The organism is Streptococcus sp. HMSC064D12, assembly GCF_001837205.1.
Classification (GTDB): domain Bacteria; phylum Bacillota; class Bacilli; order Lactobacillales; family Streptococcaceae; genus Streptococcus; species Streptococcus salivarius_D.
Map to the genome: position 1 here is coordinate 47,700 of NZ_KV831751.1, position 26,616 is coordinate 74,315.

Annotated in this window: 24 protein-coding genes, 1 pseudogene and 1 riboswitch; of the genes and pseudogenes, 9 read left to right on the forward strand and 16 right to left on the reverse strand. The window is 40.9% G+C overall.

Going from position 1 to position 26,616, the window contains the following annotated elements; genetic code table 11:
- Positions 1-8: 8 nt before the first annotated feature.
- The 10 genes from ligA to HMPREF2697_RS06455 all read right to left on the reverse strand — a co-directional run bounded on the left by ligA (position 9) and on the right by HMPREF2697_RS06455 (position 11,505).
- A complete protein-coding gene (gene ligA / locus HMPREF2697_RS06410; protein ID WP_070850034.1) occupies positions 9-1,967 on the reverse strand; it encodes an NAD-dependent DNA ligase LigA in 1,959 nt (652 codons plus the stop codon).
- Positions 1,968-2,017: 50 nt separating this feature from the next.
- On the reverse strand, positions 2,018-2,527 hold the full coding sequence (locus tag HMPREF2697_RS06415) for a QueT transporter family protein (RefSeq protein WP_002891556.1): 510 nt from the start codon (positions 2,525-2,527) through the stop codon (positions 2,018-2,020).
- Positions 2,528-2,616: 89 nt separating this feature from the next.
- Positions 2,617-3,576, reverse strand: a complete 960-nt coding sequence (locus tag HMPREF2697_RS06420; RefSeq protein ID WP_045768785.1) for a YihY/virulence factor BrkB family protein — start codon at positions 3,574-3,576, stop codon at positions 2,617-2,619.
- Between the two features lies 1 nt (position 3,577).
- Positions 3,578-4,438, reverse strand: coding sequence for a methionyl aminopeptidase (locus HMPREF2697_RS06425; RefSeq protein WP_070850036.1), 861 nt, complete (start codon positions 4,436-4,438; stop codon positions 3,578-3,580).
- A 43-nt stretch (positions 4,439-4,481) separates the two neighbouring features.
- On the reverse strand, positions 4,482-5,762 hold the full coding sequence (gene spxR / locus HMPREF2697_RS06430) for a CBS-HotDog domain-containing transcription factor SpxR (protein WP_002884454.1): 1,281 nt from the start codon (positions 5,760-5,762) through the stop codon (positions 4,482-4,484).
- Positions 5,755-6,300: a GNAT family N-acetyltransferase gene (locus tag HMPREF2697_RS06435; protein WP_013991031.1), complete on the reverse strand. Its 546-nt coding sequence runs from the start codon at positions 6,298-6,300 to the stop codon at positions 5,755-5,757. Before HMPREF2697_RS06435 ends, spxR begins: the two co-directional genes overlap by 8 nt.
- A gap of 65 nt (positions 6,301-6,365) precedes the next feature.
- A complete protein-coding gene (locus tag HMPREF2697_RS06440; RefSeq protein WP_070850038.1) occupies positions 6,366-7,628 on the reverse strand; it encodes a UDP-N-acetylglucosamine 1-carboxyvinyltransferase in 1,263 nt (420 codons plus the stop codon).
- Positions 7,629-7,713: 85 nt separating this feature from the next.
- Complete coding sequence (locus HMPREF2697_RS06445; protein ID WP_013991033.1) at positions 7,714-9,954, reverse strand: DNA internalization-related competence protein ComEC/Rec2; 2,241 nt, start codon at positions 9,952-9,954, stop codon at positions 7,714-7,716.
- Positions 9,944-10,642 carry a helix-hairpin-helix domain-containing protein gene (locus tag HMPREF2697_RS06450; protein ID WP_013991034.1) on the reverse strand — a complete coding sequence of 233 codons (699 nt, stop codon included), beginning with the start codon at positions 10,640-10,642 and terminating at the stop codon, positions 9,944-9,946. Before HMPREF2697_RS06450 ends, HMPREF2697_RS06445 begins: the two co-directional genes overlap by 11 nt.
- A gap of 107 nt (positions 10,643-10,749) precedes the next feature.
- Entirely contained in the window at positions 10,750-11,505 is a 756-nt protein-coding gene (locus tag HMPREF2697_RS06455; RefSeq protein WP_045768783.1) for a lysophospholipid acyltransferase family protein, read from the reverse strand.
- A gap of 129 nt (positions 11,506-11,634) precedes the next feature.
- Here HMPREF2697_RS06455 and HMPREF2697_RS06460 point away from each other — a divergent pair, with 129 nt between their 5' ends.
- Genes HMPREF2697_RS06460 through HMPREF2697_RS06470 form a run of 3 tightly spaced genes read left to right on the forward strand, consistent with a single transcriptional unit; the run spans position 11,635 to position 13,657 of the window.
- Positions 11,635-12,570 carry a polysaccharide deacetylase family protein gene (locus HMPREF2697_RS06460; RefSeq protein WP_045768797.1) on the forward strand — a complete coding sequence of 312 codons (936 nt, stop codon included), beginning with the start codon at positions 11,635-11,637 and terminating at the stop codon, positions 12,568-12,570.
- A gap of 49 nt (positions 12,571-12,619) precedes the next feature.
- Positions 12,620-13,384, forward strand: a complete 765-nt coding sequence (locus HMPREF2697_RS06465; protein WP_013991037.1) for a tRNA1(Val) (adenine(37)-N6)-methyltransferase — start codon at positions 12,620-12,622, stop codon at positions 13,382-13,384.
- 3 nt (positions 13,385-13,387) lie between these two features.
- A complete protein-coding gene (locus HMPREF2697_RS06470; protein WP_013991038.1) occupies positions 13,388-13,657 on the forward strand; it encodes a GIY-YIG nuclease family protein in 270 nt (89 codons plus the stop codon).
- Between the two features lie 55 nt (positions 13,658-13,712).
- Here HMPREF2697_RS06470 and HMPREF2697_RS06475 read toward each other — a convergent pair whose 3' ends face one another.
- From HMPREF2697_RS06475 to HMPREF2697_RS06485, 3 genes are all read right to left on the reverse strand, one after another.
- Positions 13,713-15,299, reverse strand: coding sequence for a degradosome RNA helicase CshA (locus HMPREF2697_RS06475; protein ID WP_004183188.1), 1,587 nt, complete (start codon positions 15,297-15,299; stop codon positions 13,713-13,715).
- A gap of 194 nt (positions 15,300-15,493) precedes the next feature.
- Positions 15,494-16,399 (reverse strand): magnesium transporter CorA family protein, encoded by a 906-nt coding sequence (locus tag HMPREF2697_RS06480; protein WP_004183190.1) that lies wholly within the window; start codon positions 16,397-16,399, stop codon positions 15,494-15,496.
- Between the two features lie 12 nt (positions 16,400-16,411).
- The gene (locus tag HMPREF2697_RS06485; RefSeq protein ID WP_004183191.1) at positions 16,412-16,792 is read right to left on the reverse strand and encodes a PH domain-containing protein; all 381 of its coding nucleotides are present in this window, start codon (positions 16,790-16,792) and stop codon (positions 16,412-16,414) included.
- Positions 16,793-16,895: 103 nt separating this feature from the next.
- Positions 16,896-17,015: riboswitch (TPP riboswitch) on the forward strand.
- A gap of 81 nt (positions 17,016-17,096) precedes the next feature.
- Here HMPREF2697_RS06485 and thiT point away from each other — a divergent pair.
- The 3 genes and pseudogenes from thiT to HMPREF2697_RS06500 all read left to right on the forward strand — a co-directional run bounded on the left by thiT (position 17,097) and on the right by HMPREF2697_RS06500 (position 19,994).
- Positions 17,097-17,672 carry an energy-coupled thiamine transporter ThiT gene (gene thiT / locus HMPREF2697_RS06490; protein WP_070850040.1) on the forward strand — a complete coding sequence of 192 codons (576 nt, stop codon included), beginning with the start codon at positions 17,097-17,099 and terminating at the stop codon, positions 17,670-17,672.
- 168 nt (positions 17,673-17,840) lie between these two features.
- A complete protein-coding gene (locus tag HMPREF2697_RS06495) occupies positions 17,841-18,704 on the forward strand; it encodes a helix-turn-helix domain-containing protein (RefSeq protein WP_045771958.1) in 864 nt (287 codons plus the stop codon).
- Positions 18,705-18,816: 112 nt separating this feature from the next.
- Positions 18,817-19,994, forward strand: a pseudogene (locus HMPREF2697_RS06500) (ryptide export MFS transporter).
- A 301-nt stretch (positions 19,995-20,295) separates the two neighbouring features.
- Here HMPREF2697_RS06500 and HMPREF2697_RS06505 read toward each other — a convergent pair.
- The 3 genes from HMPREF2697_RS06505 to murF form a co-directional block, all read right to left on the reverse strand.
- Positions 20,296-21,840, reverse strand: a complete 1,545-nt coding sequence (locus HMPREF2697_RS06505; RefSeq protein ID WP_070850045.1) for a peptide chain release factor 3 — start codon at positions 21,838-21,840, stop codon at positions 20,296-20,298.
- 351 nt (positions 21,841-22,191) lie between these two features.
- On the reverse strand, positions 22,192-22,857 hold the full coding sequence (locus HMPREF2697_RS06515) for a YwaF family protein (RefSeq protein ID WP_070850049.1): 666 nt from the start codon (positions 22,855-22,857) through the stop codon (positions 22,192-22,194).
- Positions 22,858-22,945: 88 nt separating this feature from the next.
- Positions 22,946-24,319, reverse strand: coding sequence for a UDP-N-acetylmuramoyl-tripeptide--D-alanyl-D-alanine ligase (gene murF / locus HMPREF2697_RS06520; RefSeq protein ID WP_070850051.1), 1,374 nt, complete (start codon positions 24,317-24,319; stop codon positions 22,946-22,948).
- A gap of 142 nt (positions 24,320-24,461) precedes the next feature.
- On the opposite strand from murF, the gene HMPREF2697_RS06525 reads away from it, so the two are divergent.
- Genes HMPREF2697_RS06525 through HMPREF2697_RS06535 form a run of 3 tightly spaced genes read left to right on the forward strand, consistent with a single transcriptional unit; the run spans position 24,462 to position 26,524 of the window.
- The gene (locus HMPREF2697_RS06525; protein ID WP_180364362.1) at positions 24,462-25,157 is read left to right on the forward strand and encodes a hypothetical protein; all 696 of its coding nucleotides are present in this window, start codon (positions 24,462-24,464) and stop codon (positions 25,155-25,157) included.
- Complete coding sequence (locus HMPREF2697_RS06530; RefSeq protein WP_070850053.1) at positions 25,126-25,851, forward strand: hypothetical protein; 726 nt, start codon at positions 25,126-25,128, stop codon at positions 25,849-25,851. Before HMPREF2697_RS06525 ends, HMPREF2697_RS06530 begins: the two co-directional genes overlap by 32 nt.
- The gene (locus HMPREF2697_RS06535; RefSeq protein WP_070850055.1) at positions 25,823-26,524 is read left to right on the forward strand and encodes a hypothetical protein; all 702 of its coding nucleotides are present in this window, start codon (positions 25,823-25,825) and stop codon (positions 26,522-26,524) included. Before HMPREF2697_RS06530 ends, HMPREF2697_RS06535 begins: the two co-directional genes overlap by 29 nt.
- Positions 26,525-26,616 lie beyond the last annotated feature (92 nt).

Below are 26,616 nucleotides of genomic sequence, written 5' to 3' on the forward strand. Positions count from 1 at the left end.
TTGAACTCCTATAAATCCAGCAACCAAGCCTCATCTTTTACGTCAATTCCTAGGCTTTGTGCTTTTTCCAACTTACTTCCGGCATCACTACCAGCAACTACTAAATCTGTTTTCTTAGAGACAGAACCTGTCACCTTAGCACCCAGAGCTTCTAATTTTGCCTTTGCTTCACTACGTTTAAGATGCTCCAATTTTCCTGTCAAAACAACTGTCTTACCAGATAGGATGGCATCATCTGCTACCTTTTGCCCAAGGTAGGACAAATTAACTCCATAAGTCTCCAGTTCTTTCATAAGAACTTGAGCTTCTTCCTTGGCAAAATAGCGCTGGATGGATTTGGCGATAACCCCTCCTAAACCATCTACAGCAGCAATTGCCTCGACATCTGCACTTGCTAACTCTTTTATACTGCCAAAAGCTTCTAGCAACTGCTTACTAACTTTGGTACCGACATGACGAATGCCCAAGCCATAGAGCAATTTCTCTGCAGAATTTTCTTTTGAGGCTTGAATGGCTGCATAAAGTTTTTCAGCAGACTTTTCCTTGAAACCTTCCAATTGGAGGAAATCTTGACTGTTCAAACCATAGATATCAGCCACATCTTTAACCAATTCAGCTTTAAAGAGCTTTTCAACCACTGAAGGTCCCATACCTGCGATGTTCATGGCATCACGAGAGGCAAAATGGATGAGGCCTTCCTTAAGCTGAGCAGGACAAGAAGGATTAATACAACGTAGGGCAACTTCATCTTCAAAATGTAAGAGGCCACTACCACAAGATGGACATTGCGTCGGTACTTCCATTGGTTCTTGCGTTGTACGCTTACTTTCCACTACACGAAGTACTGCAGGGATAATATCACCAGCTTTGTAGACAATAACGGTATCACCGATACGAATGTCTTTTTCAGCAATATAATCCACATTATGAAGGGTAGCACGACTAACCGTTGTCCCTGCTAATTGCACTGGAGTTAAATTAGCAGTCGGCGTTACTACACCCGTACGACCTACCTGCCAGTCCACTGAGAGAAGCTCTGCTTCCTTTTCCTCAGCTGGGAATTTATAGGCAATGGCCCAACGTGGTGCCTTAACTGTAAAACCTAGCTCTTCTTGCATAGCCAAACTATTGACTTTGATAACAACACCATCAATGTCATAGGCCAAGTCATCACGATCCTGTCCAACAGCTTGAATAAAGTCCCAAATCTCATCCATCGATGATGTGACAATACGTCGTGGATTAACAGAGAAACCTAGTTCTGCCACTTCATTCAAGACATCATTTTGTGTGAGACGCTCCGTTGGACTCGCTTCCTGATAAAGGAAAGTCGCCAAACGACGCTCTGCAACCACTTTAGTATCCAACTGGCGAAGGGTTCCGGCTGCTGCATTACGTGGATTGGCAAATTCGGCTTCACCGTTCTCCTGACGCTGGATGTTGATGCGTTCAAACTCAGCCCGTGGCAGGTAACACTCCCCACGAACGGTAATATTAAGCGGTTGGTCCAACTTGAGAGGAATATCTGAGATACGCTTGACATTTTCAGTGATATTTTCACCGATAGAACCATCACCACGTGTCGCACCTACCTGGAGAACACCATCCACATAGGTTAGCGAGATAGAGAGACCATCAATTTTGAGTTCAGCCATATAATCAGCATTAGGAAATTCGGCCTTCACTCTCTGATCAAAGGCATCCAGTTCTTCTCGTGAAAAAGCATCCTGCAAACTATAAAGCGGATACTCATGTTGATATTTTTCAAAACCATCAAGGACCAGACCTCCCACACGATGCGTAGGACTATCTGCTTGAACATATTCAGGGTGCTCAGCCTCCAAAGCTACAAGCTCTCGATAGAGCTTATCATAGTCTGCATCTGACACCGATGGATTATCTTCCGTATAATACTCTTTTGCATACTGGTTAAGTTTAGCAACCAGCTCTTTCATTCGTTTTTCCATAGGAACATTTTAACATAAAAGCAGAAAAAAACGCCTTTACAGACGTTAATTTAGGAAACAAAATCAATGACTTTGGCCAATTTCTTAATAAGAATTGCACCAACCAAGAGAGAGGCCAATTCTCCCATAGCAACAGTGAACCAAGTTGCCCAAAATGGTGCTTGAGTAACTAGAGTCAACTCAGCCGCAATCGTCACCATGAAGAATGAAAAGTAAAAGGCAAAGAAAACATGAGCCTTGTCAAAAAGGCCACCCAAAATGTCTTGGTTTTTAAAACGGTCAAAGAAATAAACACCTGAACCGACAAAGACCAATGTTGATAGGCTTCCAACAACCACATCAATCATGTTAAAGCTAAAGAAATTGGCAATCACACAACCCAAAGTAACGGCAATGATATACTTGCGATTATAAAATCCTAAAAGATTGAACATTTCTGCAATTCGGAACTGGTAGGGACCATAGGAAATTAAGTTAAAAGGTGGCACAACAGTCAAGACCACATAAAGGGCTGCCACAATAGCAATATGTGTTAAATCACGAACAGTTTGTTTTTTCATTTTTCCTCCATAATCAATGTTTTTATTAGCTACGAAAAATCAATAATCCCGTCAAAAGAGCCTGGATCTCACCAAGCTCTTTTTATCATCTAGGAATCATCCTCATGTTTTTTGTGTTTTTTGCTGTCACTACCATCTCCAGAAAAACTCTGAATAATAGTAATCACATCTCCTCTTCTACTTTTCAGTTCACCTTGTCTAAGCTCTTGATAGGTCGCATTAAAGACAGCACCCAAAATCAAAATCCTGGCCAAAAAGATGAACCAAAGCATGAAGACGAAAATCATAATGGATCCAAATAACTTGATGTCAACCAATCGACTCAAGGTACGAATCACATAGGTTCCAAACAAGTTGCTTAAATAACCAATCACTAAAGTCGTAAATATTGTTCCTGGCATAACATAGCGGATTTTTCGAATCTTCACATTTGGAAGCACGAAATAAAGCACCATCATTCCCAGGAAGACAACTGCAATACTCAGAGGTTGAATACTATTTAGAATAAGCTGGGTCATCTTGGAACCAATAGGATAGGTCTGATTGACAACTCGAAGGACCGACTGAATAATCGTGGACAGCATTAGTGCAAAGGTGAGCAGGAACAAAATGACCAGACTCATGAAACCACCGATAATGTGACTAATAAAGACATCACGGTGTTCTGAAGCACCATACACCTTGTTAATCGCCTTTTGAAGGGAAGACAAGGACTTAATCATAGTCCAGAATCCTGTCAAAGAGGCAACTCCCAATAACTGTCCAGAAGGTGTCGAGAAGATATCCTGAACAACGTTTGCTGCAGGTGCATAAAACTGCTTAGGAAGGTGCTCATTCATAAACTTCAAAAGATCAGTCGTATCAATATTCAAATAGGGAAAGACATTGGCCGCAATGACAATGAGCGGAAAAACCGTCAAAATGAGATAGTAAGCCACTGCGATAGTTGAAATGTCTATCTCTGCACTACGATAATGCCTAAGATAAACCTGCAAAGGGCGCCACTGGAGTTTATCCAGGAGACGGGCCATTAAGCCTTGTCGTTTCATATTAGTAAGTTCTTTCTTCGCCTTGAGAAGTCAAAATTACTGGACCATCCTTAGTAATAACAAATTGGTGTTCATATTGACAAGAAAGTCCACCGTCAAGAGTTTTGTGAGCCCAGCCAGTTTCAAGGTCCGTATCGATTTCCCAAGTACCAGTGTTAATCATTGGCTCAATAGTCAAAACCATTCCTTCTTTGAGACGGAGACCTCGTCCAGCCACCCCATAGTTTGGCACCATTGGCTCTTCGTGCATTGTTGGCCCAACTCCGTGTCCAACCAAATCACGAACAACACCGTAACCACGACTTTCAGCGTATTCTTGGATAGCTGCCCCGATATCACCGATACGGTTACCGACTACTGCTTGTTCAATACCAAGATACATAGCCTCACGTGTTACTTCCATAAGTTTTTTAACTTCGTCAGATGGCGTTCCAATCGCATAAGCCCAACATGAGTCAGCCAAACCGCCAGAATATGATTCCGTGTATTTTTTAACCTGAGCAACATTGTCAAAGTCCAATTTTGATACATCAAGGACTGACTTATCGATAGGTTCTGACAAGACCATATCAACTTTCAAGAGGTCACCATCTTTTAAAATATGGTGACGTGGAAAGGCATGTGCCACTTCGTCATTAAGACCACAGCATGTCGCATAAGGGTAATCCATAATACTTCCCTCAACACCAATCTGAAGAGGAAGAACATTTTCTTCTTTACAACGACGACGTACATACTCTTCTACTTCCCACATGTCCACTCCTGGTTTCAAGAGGTCACGTAGACCAATGTGAATACTAGCAAGAAAATCCCCTGCCCTATCCATTGCTTCAATTTCACGTGCTGATTTTAATGTAATCATTGTTTTCTCCGTTTTCTTTATATCTTTTATTTTTTATTCGTTACTAAGTTTTCTTAACCACAACAACTGATTTGCAGACGGTATGATTCCCATGAGTAACCATAAGATCCAGATGAGCTCTACGTCTGGTCTCGGCGATAATACTTGGTGTAATCGTCACCTTGTCATCAATCTGAGCCGCCTGAAGAAAGTAAAACATCATCTCTTCAATCACAAGACCATTTTGCTCCTGCTTTTCCATGATACGATAGACAACCTCTTTAACCATCTCTGCAAGAACACCCTGAGTGAGGTTCCCAGAATTGTCAATCATAGTGGGCTCCACCTCAAAACTGAAAGCATGCTTGTCCTGGTTCAGGTTAGCTATCATTTGATCGCTGAAAGTGTGCAAGTTGCCACGATTATTGTCCTGAAGTTCTTCCAAAACCTGACGACGGGTGATAACACCTAGATAGTGTTTTTCTTCGTCCACAACAGGAATGATATCAAAGTCTTCAAAAATCATCTTTTGGGCAACAGTTGCCAGACTAGTCTCAAGTCGTGTCACCGTCGGCTTGGTCATGATTGCCTTAAGCATGGTCGTCGGTTGCTGATTAGACACATCCCGCATGGTCACAATCCCAATCACTTTTTCAGACTCAGATAAGATTGGAAAACGTACCAAGTTGGTCCGTTTAACCAAATTCTGAAAATCCCTGACCGTCATTTCTGGAGTCATGTAGTTGTAGTCTTCTCGTCTGGTATAGACTTGAGCTACAGTCTTGATGTCTGTTTTGATGCGGACATTCGAAAGCGCCTGGTTAATCATAGTTGCCACGGTAAAAGTATCGTATGTTGTGACCATGACCGGAAATTGCTTCAAACGAGAAAGCTCTTTTACCCTATCGGAAACCTGAAAGCCCCCCGTCACTAGAATAGCATTATTGTGTTCCAGGGCAAGCAATTGAATATCCTCACGGTCCCCAACAATAAGAAGGTCTCCCTTGGTTAGATAACGGGTGATATTCTCAATAGTCATGGCTCCAATATAGAACTTACTGAAGACACGTTCCAGACCTTCATGACCAGAGATAACCTCAGACTCTGTAATCTCTGCAATCTCCGCAAATGTCAGCCTATCAAGACGAACTTGGACTTTCTTTTCAATTCGAACCGTCCCACTCCGAGGACGTGTCTCAACCAACCCTCGATTTTCAGCTTCTTTAATTGCTCGATAGGCAGTTCCATCAGAAACCTGTAAGTGATTCGAAATACTACGCACACTAACACGCTTACCGATAGGCAAGGCCTCAAGATAATCTAGAATTTCTTGATGTTTACTCACAGTTCTCCTCCTTCTCAAAGCGGAGATAATCACGCATGGTACGAGTGTATCGGTCTGCTCCCTTAAAGCGAGACACAAGTTTAAAGCCAGATTTTTCCGCTACACGAATCGATGCCTTATTTTCCAAATGTGCAATAAGGATAATACGATCCATTCCCATAGCTGTCAAAGCCAAATCTGACAGACAGGTAACCGCCTCAGTCATTAGACCTCTACCCCAGTAAGAGGCATTCAGAAAATAGCCAAGCTCTGCAGTCCGTTTCTGGACATCAATCTTCTCAAAACGAACGACGCCAATCATCTTATCTAACTCTTTATCTACAATGGCCCATACACCTAGAGGCTCCTTCATGAAATAATGGACCAAAAGGCAATCCGTTTCATGCTGTGTTTGAGTGGCAGGAAAGAAAAATTGTAGATTCTGAGGATTTGATACAATTTCGTGTAAATCAAAACGATCCAAAAAGATGAGTGGTCTAAAAGAAAGGCGCTCCGACTCAAAAAAGGCAAAAGCACCCAGACTAGTCCAAATATCCATGATAGTATTATAACACAGTTTTAGAAATGGAAAAAGGCTCAACCACTAGGGGTTGAACCTTAGACTTAATCTTCAATCAAACGAATATCTGCACCAAGGTCAGAAAGTTTCTCAATGATATTTGAATACCCGCGAAGGATAAACTCAATATTGGTAATTTCAGTTTGACCTTCTGCCATAAGACCTGCCGTAACAAGCGCCGCACCCGCACGTAAATCACTAGCTTTTACTGGTACACCTGAGAGTTGCGTTGGACCGTTATAAACAATCTGTCCACCGAGTACTTGAATATCAGCTCCCATACGAGCCAATTCAGGAACGTGGTTCACACGTTTTTCATAAATTGTATCTATGATTTTTCCTCGACCAATTGCTTTCAATAACAACGGTGTCATCGGTTGTTGTAAATCTGTTGCAAAACCTGGATAAGGCGACGTCTTAATGTCAACAGGTTTTAGATCACCTTGCTCTTCCACAAAGATGGCATCTTCTTCAACTGTCATACGAACACCCATTGCTTCAAGTTTAGCAATAAAACTTTCAAGGTGTTCATAAAGAACATTTTTAACCTTAACTCCCTTACCGATAGCCGCGGCCATAGCAATGTAAGAACCCGCTTCAATACGGTCTGGAATAACTTGGTGACGAGTGCCATGTAAGCTCTCTACACCGTCAATCGTGATAACCTCTGTACCAGCGCCACGTACACGTGCGCCCATATTGTTAAGAAGAGTTGCTACATCAATAATCTCAGGTTCACGCGCCGCATTTTCAATAACCGTACGACCCTCAGCCTTAGCTGCTGCCAACATGGTATTGATAGTCGCTCCAACACTGACCGTATCCATGTAAATATGAGCACCCTTAATGCATTGACCAGCATCAGTCGCAATACGCATAGACTCCGCTTCATAGGAAATGCTAGCACCCATCGCTTCAAACGCCTTAAGGTGAAGGTCAATAGGACGTGGTCCCAAATCACAGCCACCTGGCAAACCTACTGTTGCCTGTCCGTAACGTCCAAGCAAGCTACCGTAGAAATAGTAAGAAGCACGAAGGCTGTTAATCTTACCAAATGGCATTGGCATATCCTTAACGCCTCGTGGATCAATTTCAAGTGTTTCGCCATCACGCTTAACAGAACCACCCATTACTTCTATAATTTCAATGAGGTTATCGACGTCGCTGATTGCTGGTACCCCGTCAAGAGTAACCACTCCATCAGATAAAATAATAGCTGGAATCAATGCAACAACTGAATTTTTAGCCCCTGATACTGTAACTTCTCCCTGAAGTTTCTTACCACCATTGATGATAATTTTACGCATACTGTTCAATCTTTCTTATACTGGAATATTAGCCTTTACATTCTACCATAGATTGAGGTGCATGACAAATTAAGAACTCTAACAATTATCGGACAGTTTCACTTGACCATTTAAACCAACCCTTAAAACGTATGGCTCCGTCTTTATCTGTTCGTAAAACCTTAATGTGACGTTGCTTAAAACGTTCTAATGTTTCATCATTTGGATGTTTATAACGATTGTTCTCACCAGCTGAAACAAGTGCAAGGGAGGGGTGCAACTGATCCAAAAAAGCTTCAGACGATGAGCCTTTTGAACCGTGGTGTCCAGCTTTGAGGACGCTTGCCCTTAAAGTTGGATAGCTGGCCATCAGCTCCTCCTCTCCTTCTTTTTCCAAATCACCAGTAAACAAAAAACTGCTTCCTAATAGTTTTCCGTAAAGAACTATCGAATCGTTGTTACCACCATCACCAATTTTATTGGGATAAAGAACCTGTAGCTTACTTCCCATCATGGGTAATTTGTCGCCAGCCTTTAGAGTGTGAACTGGTCGTTTTAAGGTCCGAAGTCTTTTAACAAAACTAGGTTTAGTCAAAGCCCCCTGACTGACACAGATTTCCTTAATCTTAAACCTCTTGGCCACTTCTTCCAAATCACCAATATGGTCTGTGTCCGTATGCGTCAGGACCAGGTGATCAATTTGAGACACTCCTCTAGCCTGTAGATAGGGAATCAAGGTTTTCTCTGCATTGCTCGTCTGGCTCCCCTCCTGCCATTTTTCCTTTGAACCGAAAGTCACCTTGCCACCCACATCAATTAGGATGGTATCGCCTTTCATACTCCTCAGAAAAATACTATCTCCCTGACCAACGTCAACCATAGTCACCTCATTGGTTAAAGGATGTTTGACCCAGACCATCAAAAGACCAAAAATCATCAAAAGGCAAATCCTAAACTGAGGCTTTTTCCAAAAATCAAAGAGCATAACCAATACAGCTATCATCAAGCTAAACTGTAACAAACTAGGTTTCCCTAAAATTAATGGCTGGCCTATCCAAGATTGTATCCAAGTCAAAAAGGTCTCCATCCATTCAAAAAGTGGGTTGATTTGAGAAAAGATTACCAGTCCTGAAAGGGCAAAGAAGACCGTCAAGACAGGCAAGAGAAAGTTATCAAAGACTATGGAAAATATCGCCGTCAGAATTAAACTCACCGGTTGAAAGGTCCCATAATAGTAAGTTAGAAAAGGCAAAATCCCAAGACTCAATACCAAGCTCATACAGATTGACTTTTTAAGAGATGACATCTCCTCAAAATCAAACAAACACAACAAAAAAGCATAGGAACAACTTAAAACACCTCCCACTGTTAAAAGAAAATGAGGTAAAAAGAGAAACAATAGAAGTAAGGTTATTCCCATATTATCCAGTTTTTTAATACCAAACTCCGCCAACAAACTTTGAATCAGGGAACGTAGGACTGAAGCTGTCCAACCTGTCATTAAGCCATAGCATAAGGAAAAAGGTAGCAAGATAATAAATAGATAATCTTTAGGAAGGCCCAAGCGTAGGAGTCCATAGCGAAACCATCCCAGAAAAAAGCCCACTTGCATCCCCGAAAGTGCGAATAGATGAATAATACCTAGGCTTGTGTAAAGCTGACTCTGCTCATCGAACTCCTTATCCAAATACCCAAAGAGTAGGCCTGTCATATAGTGTCTCATAGGACTAGGAAAATGTGTCTGGATATGAACCAAAGCCCTTCTCCTCAATTGATGGAAAAAAGCTAAGGGAGATAGAGATTTTTGAGACACCACATAATCCAAGCGCTCAATCTGAGCCATTCGATAAATACCTTGGCTGGCTAGATAAGACTGATAATTGAACCCTTGAAAATTACGTTGACCAGTTGCTGGGGATAACTTTATTTTCCCCTTTAATACCAGCGTTTGGCTAGTAGTCTTAAAAAAATGCTGCTCCTTCTCAGATTTGAGTCGGTAAAAGACCTGATAAGTTTGTCCCTTTGCCTTTCCGATAGCTGATAATTGCTCACCATTAACCGATAACGTATCAGCAACCAGAGTCACCTGATTGATTTCAGCAGGAGCTTGTTTATCTTGTATGGTAGCTTTGTGGTGTAAGAATAAAAAGTAGACCAAAAAGAAACTACCTACAATTCCCACCAACTTTAGGGCAGCCTTATTCTTCCAATGATGTTTCAAAAAACAGACCATAAGAAAGACAAAAGTCCCAATAGCATAAACATTAGTGACAAAAACCGTAAAATAAAGAGCAGCTATTAACAGAGCCAAGGAAAAAAGATTGATTGGAGCCTTTTTAAGCCACATAGAGGGACTCTCTGATTTTATCTAAAGTTTTTTCACCAATTCCTGAGACATTTTTCAAGTCATCTATGGATTGAAAGCCACCATGACTTTCACGATAGGCAATGATATCCTCAGCACGCTTAGCTCCAATCCCAGAAATGGTTTGCAACTCCTCTGAGGTCGCTGTATTTAAGTTAATTTTGCCATCCTTAGCACTAGTTTGCCCTCCTTTATCAGAGACCTGACCAGTTCCTGATTGACCAAGAACAGAGAGGTTTTCATCCTTAGTTGCCACATAGACAACCTCTTCGTCTGACAAGCTTGCAGCTAAGTTAACACTCTTAGCATCCGCATCCTCAGTCATTCCCCCAGCGGCTTTGATGGCATCAGTCACCCTAGCGCTTGCTTTTAAGGTATAAACACCCGGATTAGCCACAGCCCCCTTAACATCTACCGTTACTTTTGACTCATCCTTTTCACTTCCTTCAGTCTTTGACTGGGAAGACGCCTCAGAAAGAGACTGTGAGCTTTGTTTGGAGGAGGAGGAGGTTGACAAAGCTGTCACATCTGTATAAGACGTCTCCGCCTCCATGCTGTTGCCGGCACAGTAAGTCATCCATAGGAAGAAGCAAAAAATCACCATCAGTACAGCAATAACACTCACAAACAGACAATTATCTTTGACATAGGCTAGAATCTTTTCCTTCACGCTATTCTCCTTAATTGATATATTTTCTTTCTTATTCGTAAAAAATTTGAAAAATATATCAAAAAGTAAAAAACTCCATCAGATCTATATCTGATAGAGTTATTAGCTTATTTCTGCGTTTCTTTGGCACGGTGTTTTTCAGGGTTCCAAACAAAGCTAGCTACATATGAGAAAGCCATGGTCAAAAGCACTGCAATGATAGCCACAAGACCGAGAGGTACACGGTAAATATAAGTCAATGGGTTTGGTTTTTTGCCTGTTTGATAGCTCAAAGCTTCTTCATCAAGACGATCAAATTCAGACTGGATACGACGAGCAACCTCTTGAATATTTTCGTCATTCAAACGCTTCAAATCTGAAATATCAATAGGATTACCATAGTTCATATCCACACGTTCACCCGTTAAGAGACCCTTGAGCTCACGAGGGCCTTGATAGACAACTGGCATAATCTTAACCTTGGCCATTTTAGCGATAACCGCAACCCCACCCTTAACATCAGAAGAATGACGGCTACCACTTGGAAACATAATCAAACTACGATTACTCTTCTTAAGCATGTTAACAGGGTACTTGATAGCTTCTTGACCAGGATTTTCACGGTCAATTGGAAAGGCGCCACACATGCGGATCCACCAACCAAAGATACGGCTCTTAAAGAGTTCTTTCTTAGCCATGAAAATAAACTGCTTAGGACGGGCTGAAAAGGCCATATAAACAGGGTCCCACCAAGTTCGGTGCGGAGCAACCAAGATATAGTTTTCATCCTTGTCCAATAATTTATTGCGATTGTGGTAATGGGCATTGCCATTGATAATCCAAAGAAGGAAGACAACAAGCCCACGTAAATAAGCGTAAAACACGTTTTTACCTCTTTTTCTACAAGTTTTTTACTATTATACCAAAAAAGGAGCTCTTTTTTCATCGAATTTCTTTGCAAAAGTCTTGAAAATGGTGTGGCACTTTCTAATAGTTTGAGCTATAATGTAGCTATGATAAAAAGTATTAAGATTACAGGGGAAAATCGAAAGGCACTTAATATTTGCCTCATTATTGCAAACTTGGCTGTTTTGGCTATCCTAGGCTTTGTCCTATTCCAACGCCATAACACGAAATCTGAACAAGTAGCCAAGGTTGAAAAGACTGAACAAGTCGCTAATAGCACAAGTTCAGCTTCAGAAAAAGCTAAGGAAGAAGATAAAACACAACTCAAGAAAGGTAGTAACCACAGCATTGCAGCTTCTGACTATGCTTACGATGTTACTGCTGTTAATAACACTATTCGAGGCGAATCTCAGGATATCGACGACAAGGTAGTCTTTTTAACATTTGACGATGGGATTGATCCTACATTGACACCACAAGTCATGGATATTTTGAAAGAATATGGTGTTCATGCTACATTCTTCCACATTGGTTACACCATTACACAAGAAAATGCGGACATCCTCAAACGCCAAATTACAGAAGGACACGCGATTGCCAACCATAGCCTCAGCCATAACTTTAATCTCCTTTATCCAGGACGTGTTCCTAATCAAAGTCAGATTGTTTCTGAGGTTAACCAAACCATGGCTAATTTCCAAGCCATCCTAGGTAAAGACTTCAAGACAAGAATTTTCCGTTATCCTGGTGGTCATATGTCATGGCAAGGTCTAGAAAGTACTGACCAAGCTCTTGCCAAGGAAGGTGTCCAGTGGATTGATTGGAACATGCTTTGTGGTGATGCAGAACCAGCCTCTGTTCGCCCAACGACATCTGAAAGCATGATGGCCTACTTGGATGGTTCACAAAAATATTTCCCTGAGAGTCATGTTAAGGTTGTGCTTATGCACGACACTGCTGGTAAGGAGCTCACAGTTCAGACCCTTCCACAAATCATCGAATACTTCAAAGACCAAGGCTACACCTTTGGTGTCCTAGAGTAATCACTCACAACAGTTCCTTTGGGAGCTGTTTTTTGTTACAATAAAAGCTATGACAAATCCAATTTTAAAAGATGGAGAACGCATTGACCAACTCTTCTCCACAGATGTAAAAATCATTCAAAATAAGGAGGTCTTCAGCTATTCTATCGACAGTGTCCTCCTCTCTCGATTTCCAAAAATTCCCAAGAAGGGGTTAATCGTCGACCTCTGTTCGGGAAATGGTGCCGTTGGCCTCTTTGCTAGTACACGTACTGAGGCACCAATTACCTTGGTTGAGCTACAAGAACGTCTGGCTGACATGGCCAAGCGTTCCGTCACTCTCAACCAGCTAGAGGACCAGGTGACCGTTGTCAATGACGACCTAAAAAATTTGCTTGACCATGCCCCACGATCTCAGGTAGACCTTATTCTCTGTAACCCTCCCTACTTTAAGGCGACAGAAACGTCCAAGAAGAATCTGTCCGAGCACTACCTCTTGGCCCGTCACGAAATCACGACCAATCTAGAGGAAATTTGCCAGGTCGCACGTCATGCCCTCAAATCTAATGGACGCATTGCCATGGTGCATCGCCCTGACCGATTTTTGGATATCATCGACACCATGCGCCAATATAATCTAGCACCTAAACGCATCCAGTTCATCTATCCTAAGATGGGACGTGAGGCAAATATGCTCCTGATTGAAGCTATTAAAGACGGCTCGACAGATGGCTTGAAAATCCTTCCGCCTCTCTTTGTGCATAAGAAAAATGGCGACTATACCGACGAAATCTTTGAGATTTACTTTGGAAAAAAGACTGAGGGTGAGTCCTAGACGATGACAGAAAAGGATAACAAGGCCTACATGTATGTGGTTGAGTGTGCCGATGGCACCCTCTATACAGGCTATACCACAGACGTCGAACGCCGCCTCAAAACCCATAACGCAGGCAAAGGCGCCAAGTATACCAGAGCCCGCCTACCAGTTAAACTCCTCTATTCAGAATTCTTTGACAGCAAGCCTGAAGCCATGAGCGCCGAAGCACTCTTTAAGAAAAAAAGTCGAGAGAAAAAACTGGCTTATATCAAAGAACACACGGAAAAATAACCGTGTGTTCTTTGATATTGGAAAACGCTCTATTTTCATAGAGCGTTTTCATTGTTTATTTATCACCCTTGTTACGGATAACAAAGCCGTTTTTCTTTTCGCTTGAGGTACGGTGTGGGCGTTTATTGCCACGGTTTTCGAAGTCACGGCTATTCTTCTTAGACTTGCGTTTGAAGTCACGACGGCCACCATCTCGGTCATCGCGGTTACGGTCGCCACGGTATCCACCACGACGGTTGTTATCGCGACCACGGTTGCCACGGCCACCTTTGCCGCCTTTACCACCAAAGCCACCACCTGATGGTTTGAATGGCAATGGTTTTTCACGGGCAATTTCCACTTCTGGCATTGTCTCTGGGTCTTGAACGGTCAAGCTCAAGATGTAAAGTGCCAATTCTTCAGGAGTGAATTCTTGAGCCAATTTTACCGCATCACCCTTGAACTTGTCAAAGTTAGAACGGATAGCTTCATCCGCAAAGTCGCGTTCGATCTTCTTAAGGGCAACTTTCTTCTTAGCTTGGAAGGCTTCTTGAGCTGTTGGTGGCTTAAGACCTTTCATGCGTTTCTTGGTCAAGTTTTCGATGATTCCCAAGTAACCCATTTCGTTTGGTGCTACGAAAGTAATAGATTGACCTGATTGGCCTGCACGTCCTGTACGTCCAATACGGTGAACGTAGCTTTCTGGATCTTGTGGAATATCGTAGTTGTAGACGTGAGTGACACCTGAAATGTCAAGACCACGCGCTGCAACGTCTGTCGCAACCAAGATATCGATTTGGTCGTTCTTGAAGTCACGGATAACACGAAGACGTTTGTTTTGGTCAAGGTCACCGTGGATACCCTCTGCACGGAAACCACGAAGTTTCAAGCCACGTGTCAACTCGTCCACACGACGTTTGGTACGACCAAAGACAATTGACAATTCTGGTTGGTCAACATCCATAAGGCGAGTCATGGTATCAAACTTCTCTTGTTCCTTCACTCGGATAAAGTATTGGTCAACGTTAACATTGGTCAATTCTTTAGCCTTGATTTTCACATGCTCAGGGTCTTTCATGAACTGCACACCAATACGTTTGATGGCATCAGGCATAGTTGCTGAGAAAAGGAGAGTTTGACGTTCTTCTGGTACTCGGCTAATGATAGCTTCAATGTCTTCAAGGAAGCCCATGTTAAGCATTTCATCAGCTTCATCCAAAATCAAAGTCTCGATGTTATTGAGTTTAAGAGCCTTACGTTTGATAAGGTCAAGGAGACGACCTGGTGTCCCTACAACGATGTGGGCACCTGAACGAAGGGCCTTGATTTGTTTTTCAATGCTAGAACCACCGTAGACTGAGCGAACTTTAACGCCTTTGTCACGACCAAAACGGAAAAGCTCTTCTTGAGATTGCACTGCCAACTCACGTGTTGGGGCAATAACAAGGGCTTGGATTGTATTTTCTTCTGTACGAATTTTATCTAGGGTAGGCAAACCAAAGGCAGCTGTTTTACCAGTACCAGTTTGGGCCTGACCGATAACATCCTTACCTTCAAGAGCGAGTGGAATTGTCAACTCTTGGATAGGTGATGGTTTTTCAAAACCGGCAGCTACAACAGCTGATTGGATGTCTTCTGATAGGTTTAAATCTGTAAATTTCAAAGTATTCTTCTTTCTATTTGAAGGCGGTGCGAAGCCACCTTATGAGACTTGGTTGTGTAGTAGATTAACTACCTGTATTTAATAGTCGTTTATTTTAACAACTCATCTAGTCTATCATATTTAGAAATAAAAAGACAGGAAATAACGTTTTAAAACCGCCTTCAATTTGAGAAGACGGTTTCACTCACTAATTATTATTTATGGACCAACCAACGCAGGTAGCGGGCCAAGACCAAACAAAGAATCACACTACCGATAATGATGAAAATCCAGGCTGGACTAACCGTCATAAACGGTAAAGGAACATTCATCCCAAAGAAACCGGTAATGACGGCGAGCACTCCCAAGAGTACCTCAATAATGGTCAAATTACTCAAGTTGTTGTTCAGGTTATTGTTTAGGATATTATTATAAGAACCTGACAGTTGCTGTAAGACCTTAGAAATGAGGTCCGTCATGGCTACTAACTGTCTGGCTTCAATCATGGCATCATCAAACTGTTCTTTTTCAACCTCGTTGAGACGACGATAAATGGCGTGCCCCTTGATGTGCTCCAAAAGGAGACGGTTTTGTGTAGCGGCAGCTACCAAATAGACCATGCCTGTTTCCAAATCTGAAAGGTCGTAAAGATTCTTACTTGTCGTAGTCTGCCTTAGACGTCGACTAACCTCATCTTTTTGCTGATCCAAACGTTCAATGACGGGATAGTAGGCATTTGAAATCATCTCAAGTCCTGCAAAGAGCAATTTATAAATGGACAAATCCTCATGGTTATCCACATAGTCTTGCATTTTGCTGATCACATAAGCATTATCCTCGTTACTAATGGTCACCAAACGTGTATCTTGTACAATAAAGGTCAGAGGAATGGTTTCATAGTATTCCTTGTCCTTCTCAAGAGCTAGGACATTATAGATAAAGGTGATTGTTCCATTCTCACGGTTGTAGTCCATGTGAGCTCGTTCATTTTTATCCAAGGCATACTCTATGGTTTCCTGGTCAATATCATACTTGGTATAAAGGTAGGATTGCTCAGAAATAATATCTGAGTCAATATTAATCCAGTGACGCTTATAACCCAGTTCTTTTTCAATAAACATTTTTCTTCCTCATTACTTTAGCACTGCTGCTGCCAAAGCTTGTTGAATTTCAAAGACATTATTATCACTCTTAAATTGAAGGACCTCTGCGGGCTCCAATGCTGATGAAATCCAAATCTTAAGTTCAGCATCTAGGTCAAAGTGCCCTGAACTTTCTACAGTAAAACGAGAAATCGAGTGATAAGGGATAGACTTGTAGGAAGTCTTCTTCCCTGTAACACCTTGCTTATCGACTAAAATCAAGCGCTTCTCTGTAAAGACAATCAAGTCACGAATAAGGACATAGGCTAACTCCACCTGTTCACCTGGAATTAAGATGCCCTCCAATTGGCGCTCAACTTTATCATTATCTTTTTTAGATGCGTTACCAAGCAGTCCTGAAAAAAGTCCCATAGTTGTTTCTCCTTTTTTATTGTAAAGATAATCCTTGCTTTAACTATACCACAATTTTAGGATTTCAGACACTTGCAGAAATGGGTTTCTAGTAGTACAATTAAGGAGTCACAAGAGGAGCAATTGCTGAGAATGGCTAGCTTGATTTTTTCTTCAAGGCTTGCCTAAACTCTTACCACCTGATCAGGTTAGGACCTGCGTAGGGATGTGTCTCAAAATAGATTGAAATAGAGGAACTTCTATGACGTCGTTTTGATGTGGCAAAAAACAGCCAATCAAGACGATTGGTATAGGAGGTTTTTTTATGTCGAAAACAAATATTCGACCAATGATTGAGGTTGCCCTTTTTGCAACCATTGCTTATATCCTGGACCTAGTTACCCAGCCCATGTCACTAGGCCCTTGGATTTCCCTTTCCTTTAAGATGGTACCTATCTTTCTCCTCAGTTTTCGCTGGGGATTAAAAGCTGGTGCTATGGGCGGTCTGATCTGGGGGCTACTTCAAGTGGTGACAGGACAGGCAGCCGGTGGTTGGCTAACCTTAACACAAGGCTTTCTGGAGTATTTTGTCGCCTTTAGTCTGATTGGTATCAGTGGTGTGGTCAAACCAGCCCTTGATAAAGCCATTAAACAAGGCAATAATATCAAGTCTCTGATGGTGATTACTGAGGGGATTCTGCTTGGTAGCTTTGCTCGTTACCTCATTCACTTTATAGCCGGTGTCATCTTTTGGGGAAGCTATGCCCCTAAAGGACAAAGCCCTTATCTCTATTCATTTATCGTCAATAGCTCATCCTTCCTTGGAGAAACATTAGCCAGCCTCATCGTTTTCTTCGCCCTACAACGATTCCTAGGCAGGTTACTCAATACAGAAAAATAAAAGAAACCATAGGACAGTCTTAAGTGGAAGTCCTATGGTTTTTCTTGTTTATATAAAAAACAGCAATTATTGCCTATTCACAGTAATAACCTCACTTTTGTTTTACTGTATTTTATGTTAAGATACAAAAAAATATATGTTCCCATATATGCAAAATGGAGGTTTCCCATGCAAAAATTTGGAGAAATTTTTAAAAAATTTCGCGAATCAAGAGGGATACGATTAAAAGATGTCGCAAAAGCTGGTATCTCGACATCTCAACTGTCTCGTTTTGAAAAAGGACAGACAGACTTAACCATTACAAAGTTTATGTTGATATTGGACGAGATTAATATGCCTATTGACGAATTCATGTATGCTGTCCATGATTTTCATCGTGATGAACTGAATGAACTATTAGCAAAGATTCAGTTTTTTGTATCAACTCATGATATTAATGGATTAAAGAAACTACTTAATTCCCAACTAAAATCAGAACATAAACGAGAAAAATTTCATCACATTAATACTATTTTATTAAAAATTCGCTTGCAGGATTTATCGGGAGAAAGCTATTATACAAAACAGGATCTAACCGATTTAACCGATTATCTATTTAGTGTTGAGTACTGGGGTTATTATGAATTATTAATTTTTGCAAATACCTTAGATGTGTTGAACCATGAGACTCTTATGGTTTTGGCAAAGGAGATGTCTAGAAGGTCTGATTTTTACAAAGAGATTCCTAATAATCGACGCATGATATCAACCATGTTATTAAATGTTTATATTACATGCATAGAAAGAGAAGAACTCATTGATGCACCGTATTTTGAAAAACAATTAAACCAATGCTTTTTTATCGAGACTGAAATCTATGAACGATTGGTTTTTCAATATGCACAAAATTATTATCAATATAAAAAAGAAGGAAGCAATCAGTCTATTATCGAAATGAAGAGATGTATTGATGCCATGAAATTGGTAGGGAGCAAGAATATTGCAAAGACTTATGAAGCGCATTTGAAAAAATTGATAGATATAAATAGTTAGCAAGCATATATGGGAATTTATTAAATAAGCTTATTATTCTTGTAAAATTATTTAAAAATATGTGTGAATCCAATTTCATTTCCAGATTTGGTAACCAATAAGGAGAAACGATATGTCTAAATCCTTTCTGAAATTACTTATCTCTCAGTTATTTGCTAACTTAGCTGACATTTTCCTCAGGGTATCTCTCATTGCAATATCTACGTCATTACAAAATCCGTTATTGCGACCTCAATGGTTCCGATTCTAATCGGATTGTCAGCTTTCGTGGCAAGCCTTCTGGTGCCATTGGTGACTAAAAAACTATCCCTAAATAGAGTGCTTTCTTTCACTCAATGTGGAAAAACTTTTTTATTAGCAATACTCCTTGTAATGCTCATTAAGGCTCAATTTGTTCCAGCCTTAGGATTGTATATCTTTGTTGTCGCTATTTCTATCTTAGATGGCTTTGCGTCACCCGTATCTTATGCCATGATTCCTAGATATGCCACAAATTTGGGAAAGGCAAATGCTGCCTTATCAATGAGTGGTGAGGGAGTACAATTGATTGGTTGGGGACTGGGCGGTCTCCTATATACTTCGCTTGGTCTTTTTCCCACACTGTTGATAGTCTTACTCCTTTATCTCCTTTCCACTTTTGTGATGCTCTTTCTTCCTCAGGCCAAAATAGAGCAGTTAGAAGCGGAGACAAATCTTGATACTCTAGTAAAAGGATGGAAGTTAGTTGCAAAAAATCCTAAATTAAAGTTATTTGTTCAAGCAAATTTATTAGAGGACTTCTCAAATACAATCTGGGTATCGTCTGTAATCCTTGTTTTTGTAACCGAGGTGTTAAAACAAACTGAAAGTTACTGGGGCTACTCAAATACAGCCTATTCCCTTGGTATCATTTTAGGTGGAATAATTGTCTACAAACTATCCGAAAATTTTTTAGCTCATAAGTGGAAAAGTATTCTCTTTTCACTCTTAGCAATGGCGACCATCACAGCCAGTATCCTCTTTTTCTCAAACACACAAACATTTTTAATTTTCTCAAGTTTAATCGGCTTCTTTTCTCAGTTAAAAGAAGTACCTGAAAGTGTCTTTCTTCAGGAAACTGTCGATGAAAATCAGTTAGTACATGTTTATTCTGTATTTGAAGTCATTTCAACCCTTGCTTTTTCAGTTTTCGTCTTTCTGATGAGTTCTATTACTGAAAAATTTGGAATTACAACAAGTTTCTGGCTATCAACAATTTGCATACTTTTAGAAGCTGGCTTGATTTATCATAATCGTAATTATCTAAAGTAATTAATGGTATACTTGATAACTATTAGGTTTATAAAAAATATAGGGCTATCTGATTAGATAGTCCTATATTTTTTTGTGTTGTTTTAGAGACGTGGCATAATTAGTCAGACGGCTAGCTAGCCACAAGATAGTGGCTAGCTTCAAAATATGAACGATTTACATAAACTATACATAGTATTACGACATGAGAAAACGGAAACGATAATTTTCCGTTTTCGAGTTAGTAAAGGACTTAGTCACGGTCCTATAGGACGTGGCGTAGATTGCTTAGGCTATGATATAGCCAAGCAATCTTAGTACATTACATCTTCTCTTCCAATGTCACATCTGGATATTTATCCGCAAACCAACGAAGGGCAAAGTCATTTTCAAAGAGGAAGACTGGTTGGTCAAAGCGGTCTTTAGCCAAGATATTTCGGCTTGATGACATGCGTTCGTCAAGGTCCTCAGGTTGGATCCAACGCACAGTCTTTTTACCCATTGGTGTCATGACGACTTCAGCATTGTATTCATTTTCCATACGGTGCTTGAAGACTTCAAACTGAAGTTGACCAACGGCACCAAGCATGTATTCGCCTGTTTGGTAGTTAGTATAGAGCTGGATGGCTCCTTCTTGCACCAATTGTTCAATTCCTTTGTGGAAGGACTTCTGTTTCATAACGTTTTTAGCAGAAACTTTCATGAACAACTCTGGCGTAAAGGTTGGTAGTGGCTCAAATTCAAATTTGTTTTTACCTACAGTAAGGGTATCACCAACCTGATAAGTTCCTGTATCGTAAACCCCGATAATGTCTCCTGCCACGGCATTTTCAACATTTTCACGAGATTCAGCCATAAACTGAGTGACGTTAGAGAGCTTAGCTCCTTTACCTGTACGGGTTAGGTTAACACTCATACCACGCTCGAATTCACCAGAAACGATACGAACAAAGGCAATACGGTCACGGTGACGTGGGTCCATGTTGGCTTGGATTTTGAAAACAAAACCAGAGAAATCCTTGTTAAGAGGATCAATCCCATCGCCATCAACTGTCTTGTGGCCATGTGGTTCTGGCGCAAATTTGAGGAAGGTATCGAGGAAGGTTTGAACCCCAAAGTTTGTAAGGGCAGAACCGAAGAAGACCGGCGTCAATTCACCAGCTAAAATAGCTTCTTCAGAGAATTCATTACCCGCTTCTGTCAAGAGTTCGATATCTTCTTTAGCTTGCTCATAGAACGGATTGTTGGCAAAAAGGGTATCACCATCTTCAATCTTGGCAAAGCGCTCGTCACCCTTGTAAAGCTCCAAGCGTTCGTTATAGAGGTCGTAAAGTCCTTCGAAGGCCTTACCCATACCGATAGGCCAGTTCATTGGGTAGCTGGCAATACCAAGCACTTCTTCCAACTCTTCCAAGAGGTCGAGTGGCTCACGTCCATCACGGTCCAATTTGTTCATGAAGGTGAAGACAGGAATACCACGGTGTTTAACAACTTCGAAAAGTTTTTTGGTTTGGGCCTCGATACCTTTGGCTGAGTCAACGACCATGACGGCAGCGTCAACCGCCATAAGGGTACGGTAGGTATCTTCTGAGAAGTCCTCGTGCCCTGGGGTATCAAGGATATTAACACGTTTGCCGGCATAGTCAAACTGCATCACAGATGAGGTTACTGAGATACCACGTTGTTTCTCGATATCCATCCAGTCTGATTTAGCAAAGTTTCCGGTTTTCTTACCTTTTACGGTACCAGCTTCACGGATTTCACCCCCAAAGTAAAGCAATTGTTCAGTGATTGTTGTTTTACCAGCATCGGGGTGAGAGATGATGGCAAAAGTACGGCGTTTTTTGATTTCGTCTTGGATACTCATAGTTTTCTTTCTTCTTTAAAAATAATCTTTTTGATACTTTTCCTTAGCGGTATGGAACGTCAGTAGCTGCCTTAGGAATTGCAAAGCTTCCATGCTCAATAGGAACTGACAGTCGTCGGTTTTTACCAGATCGAAAAGTAAGATAGTTGTAGCACTTCTTTCAGAAAATTTCTCTCTTTTTAGAGCTACATTTGTTGTCGAGGCTTGCGATAATCTCGCAGGCACAGCTCCTTTATTATATCCAAATTACAGTGTGAAAGCAATTCTGAAAGCGTTTTGTGTTAGAATAAAACAAATAAAATGAAAAAACACGCTATCATCTTTCTGATAGCGTGTTTCTTCATTATTTATTTAATATTTATCTTCAAAATGCTCCAGACCTTTTTTCATGATTATCATGAGAACAATCAGAGCCCCTGAAACGGCAAGGTATTTGACAAATAAGGGAGTTCCCATAATAAATGGCGTGTGTTTAAGCATGCCATAGTTTCCACCGATAGTCTGATTAACTATTACCAAAGCTAGATTCAGTAGCAGGGTAGCCACCACAATCAGCCGCTGGCTGATGGGATGCGTTTTATAACTATTAAAAATTACATTCAGGCTATTGACCAGTAGGGCATAGTGGCCAATTAGGAAAGAAAAGCCTGTGATATGAGGAAACTCATAGGGATCAAATACTGGATAAATCAATGCACAGTAGGTCCCGACAACTCCCATAATAGCAAAATAGCTCTTTATCCTACTATCTTTCAAGAGGAGAACAGCAAACATGGCCATGCGGCAATGGTAAAGGGGGAGACTAATATAAAGAGGAAAGCCCTGCCAGAGATACCAGGTATAGAGGGCAAAGAGTTGAATGGCTTGGATAGTAAGAAAGGTCCAACGCCATATATTATTCTTATACCATCGCCAACTCAAGTAACTCAAGACTACCATCGCCAAAAGCATAAGCAAATAATAGGGCAAAGGTATCTGGGGTGGATGAGTTTGGGTGGTTGTCAAAAAATCCTTCATTCTCTTCTCCTGCTGAAATTACTATGCCTGCTATTATATCAAATTTCAGGGTAAAGCAAAAACCTGCTTGGAGAGCAGGTTAGAGAACTTAATTCTTAGCTTGGAGTTCTTCCACAACCTTGGCTAGGTTCATAGAGTTAGAGCCCTTGAGCAAGATTTGATCGTGCTCGCCTAGGCTTTCTTTGATTTGCTTAACCATAAAGTCAAATTGGTCTTCGTCAGCTGTTTTCTTGAAATAATAGACATGACCAAGTGGAAACATTTGGCTAGCAAGTTGTGACAATTCTGCAATGTCTTCACCATAGAAAATTACCGTATCAATAGCATCTGGTGTCAGGCTGAGAATCATCTGTGTATGAAGTTGCACAGACTGTTCACCGAGTTCTTTCATATCAGCTAGGACAGCGATTTTCTTGCCTCCTTCATTCTTAGGAATAGCTGAGAAGGTCTCCAAAATGAGCTTCATGGCTGTTGGATTGGCATTGTAAACGTCTGAAAGAATATCGGCACCATTGGCTGCTTTTTTCCATTCGGTACGGTTTTTTGTAAGCTGCAAGTTAGCAAGAGCTGTGAGGATATTTTCCTCAGTTACACCCAAGTGTTTAGCCACATAGGCAGCAACCATGGCATTTGTGGCATTGTATTTTCCAGTAACTGGCAAGGTAACTTGTCCGTCTAGGAAGTTAGTTGCGAAGGTGAGGTGATCCTTGAATTCTGTCAAGTCAGAGACTGTAAGCTCTGCACCATCCCCAAAGCGTACCACCTCAAGATTGCTTGGCAAGAAAGGATCTACGATAGGATCACTTGGCACAAGCAAGAGGCTACCATCAGGCATACCGTCTTGCATTTGCATTTTACCTTGGGCAATCTTGTCACGGCTACCGAAGAATTCCAAATGAGCCTCTCCGATTAAGGTAACAACGGCTGTTTTTGGCTTCGCCAAGGTTGATAAGAGGTGAATGTCTCCCATGTGGTCTTGCCCCATCTCAAGGACGATTTTCTCCGTATCATCAGGCATGTGGAGGGCTGTATAAGGAAGACCAATCTCATTGTTGTAATTGCCTTGGGTTTTGTAAGTACGATAGGTTGTTGCCAAAATATCATGAATCATGTCCTTGGTTGTTGTCTTACCATTAGAACCAGTCACAGCAATAACATCAACCTCAGTCTTTTCAAGATAGTAGGCAGCTAGCTTTTGGAAAACTTCAAGAGCGTCATCAACTAGGATGTGGACTTGATTAGCTGGTAATTCTTTTTCTGTGAATGTCGCTAGGGCACCATTGTCAAAGGCTGTTTGGATAAAATCATGCCCGTCACGCGCACCTTTTAGTGGTAAAAAGAGGTCACCCGCTGTAATCTTACGGCTATCAAACTCAATTTGGTTAATGGCAACATCGTCATAGGCTGTGACATCATTTTTAGCGCCAACAACCTTGGCAATTTCATGGAGTGTCAGTTTCATCTTAAAATCCTCTGTTTTATTTTTACAAGTCTGGCAAGAAATATGATTTTCTTGCCTGCAATCACTCCCAATTATATCACAAATCAGGCTAGCTTTTGCTTGGAAGACGAATTTGTTACAATGGTTGATGAAAGGATTAGGCATGACAAAGAAAAAATTAATCCCTTTCTCTAAGGGAGAGGAAACTATAAATAGCGACTGTCAAAGTATCGAAGAACCTAAAGGATGGCGCCTTAATTGGAGAAAGATAATACCACTAGAGCCAACAGCCGAATTGATTATTTTAGTGCTACTGGCACTGCTATGGGGTGGCTTTTATTATTACAAGCACTATACGGTCAATGAAAGCAATATCTACGGACTTTGGCAATCCGAAAACCACACGCTAGCCATTTCCTATGAACACATCCGTAGACATGGTGATACGAATTGGCAAATCGTCCAAGATGGCAAAACGATAATCAATGTTGCAGATACTCGTGCCATCAAAAAGATGAACGACGGAACACTCCATATTGAGGTCTATGCTCCAGAAAATATCCTCTCAAAACTTCCTCAAAAAGGTGGTTACAATTACTTGGATATGTATGTCCGAAAGGGGAATCTCCTAACTTATGACGGTGAGTCCTACAAGCGTATCAATTCTGGAAACATGTCCATCACTTGGAAAGATGGTTCCACCAGCCCTTATGGTGAACGGAAAACAACTATAGATGAGGTTTTTGAAGCCCTCTATTTGATACTTATGGGGATTTGCTCAGTTCTTATCATTACAGAGGCTCGGCAAAAGAGGAGAGAAAAACTAAGTGAGACACCAATCAAAAAGAAAATACGCTGACCGAAAGAAACTCAACCGAAAATATCATTCACAAAAAGCATATCGAAAAGAACAAAAACGTAAAACGGGATGGCGAGCACGCTGGGATAAATTTACAGACCGTCTAGTCAATGTGTTTATGATATGTTTCCTACTCATGATACCGATTTTCATCGTCCATATGATTTTCTTTGACGATGGGGTTTATAAAGATGGTATCTACGGTCTGTGGCAATCTGAAAATCATCAGCTTGCCATATCATATGAAGATGGTTCAAAGGGAAGTAAGCGTGATTGGGATATTGTTCAAGATGGAAATGTCCTTATTAAAGATGCACGCGTTGATGATATTAAACGCTTCAAGGATGGCACCCTCTATATTGAAGTTTACGCTGAGGAAAGTCTGTTTTCAGACCTTCCCACAAAGAACGGCTACAACTATTTGAATATGTATGTCCGTAAAGACAATTACTTGACCTATGATGGCGAATCCTACAAACGGGTTGATGATGAAAACAAGAGTATTACCTGGAACGATGGTTCAAAATCCCTTTATGGTCAACGAATAACCTTGTTTGATCGTCTGAAACCTTATATCGTATTTGGAATTATTGGTTCTATGATTTTGTATGCCATTTTTGTCGATTGGCGAATAAAAAGAAATCTAAAAAGGAAAAATAGGCTAAATGAGGCATCAAAAAAAGAAAAAATATAGTGATCAACAGGAAATTAATAGTAAAGACCATTCACAAAATGAATATCGAAGAACACAAAAGTACAAAACTGGATGGCGAGCACGTTGGGGGAAATTCAAAGACCGTTTAGTCAAAATTTTGAGGATTTGTTTTCTAATCATGGTACCTCTATTCACCATCTATCTTAGATGCTTTTATGATGGTATCAGTGAAAATAGTATCTACGGGCTATGGCAGTCTGAAAATCACAAGCTTGCTATTTCCTATAACGAAGGAGGAAAAAGTCGTAAGTACGATTGGGAAATTGTACAAGATGGAAAACTCCTTATCAAAAATGCTCGAACTCAGAAAATTAAAGGTCTTAAAGATGGAACCATCTACATTGAAGTTTACGCCAAGGAAAGTCTGTTCTCAGACCTTCCCACAAAGAACGGCCATAACTATTTGAATATGTATGTACGAAAGGATCATTATTTGACTTATAATGGGGAGTCCTACAAAAGGATTGATGATAGGGACAAAACCATTACTTGGAAAGATGGCTCTACCTCGGTCTATGATGAACGAAAAACTTTTTTTGATTATATTGAACCATTTCTTTTTTGGGGAATAATGGGAGCCCTTTTCTTGTCAATTATTGTCATTGGGTGGAGAAACATAAAAAGCAAAAAGGTAAGAAAAAAATCACCCTAAAACAAACAAACCACCCCTGCTTCTAGCTGAGCTAGATAGCCACGGGGTGGTTTGTTTTATTCTTATTAAGCAAGACTTGCTCCTTAAAGAGG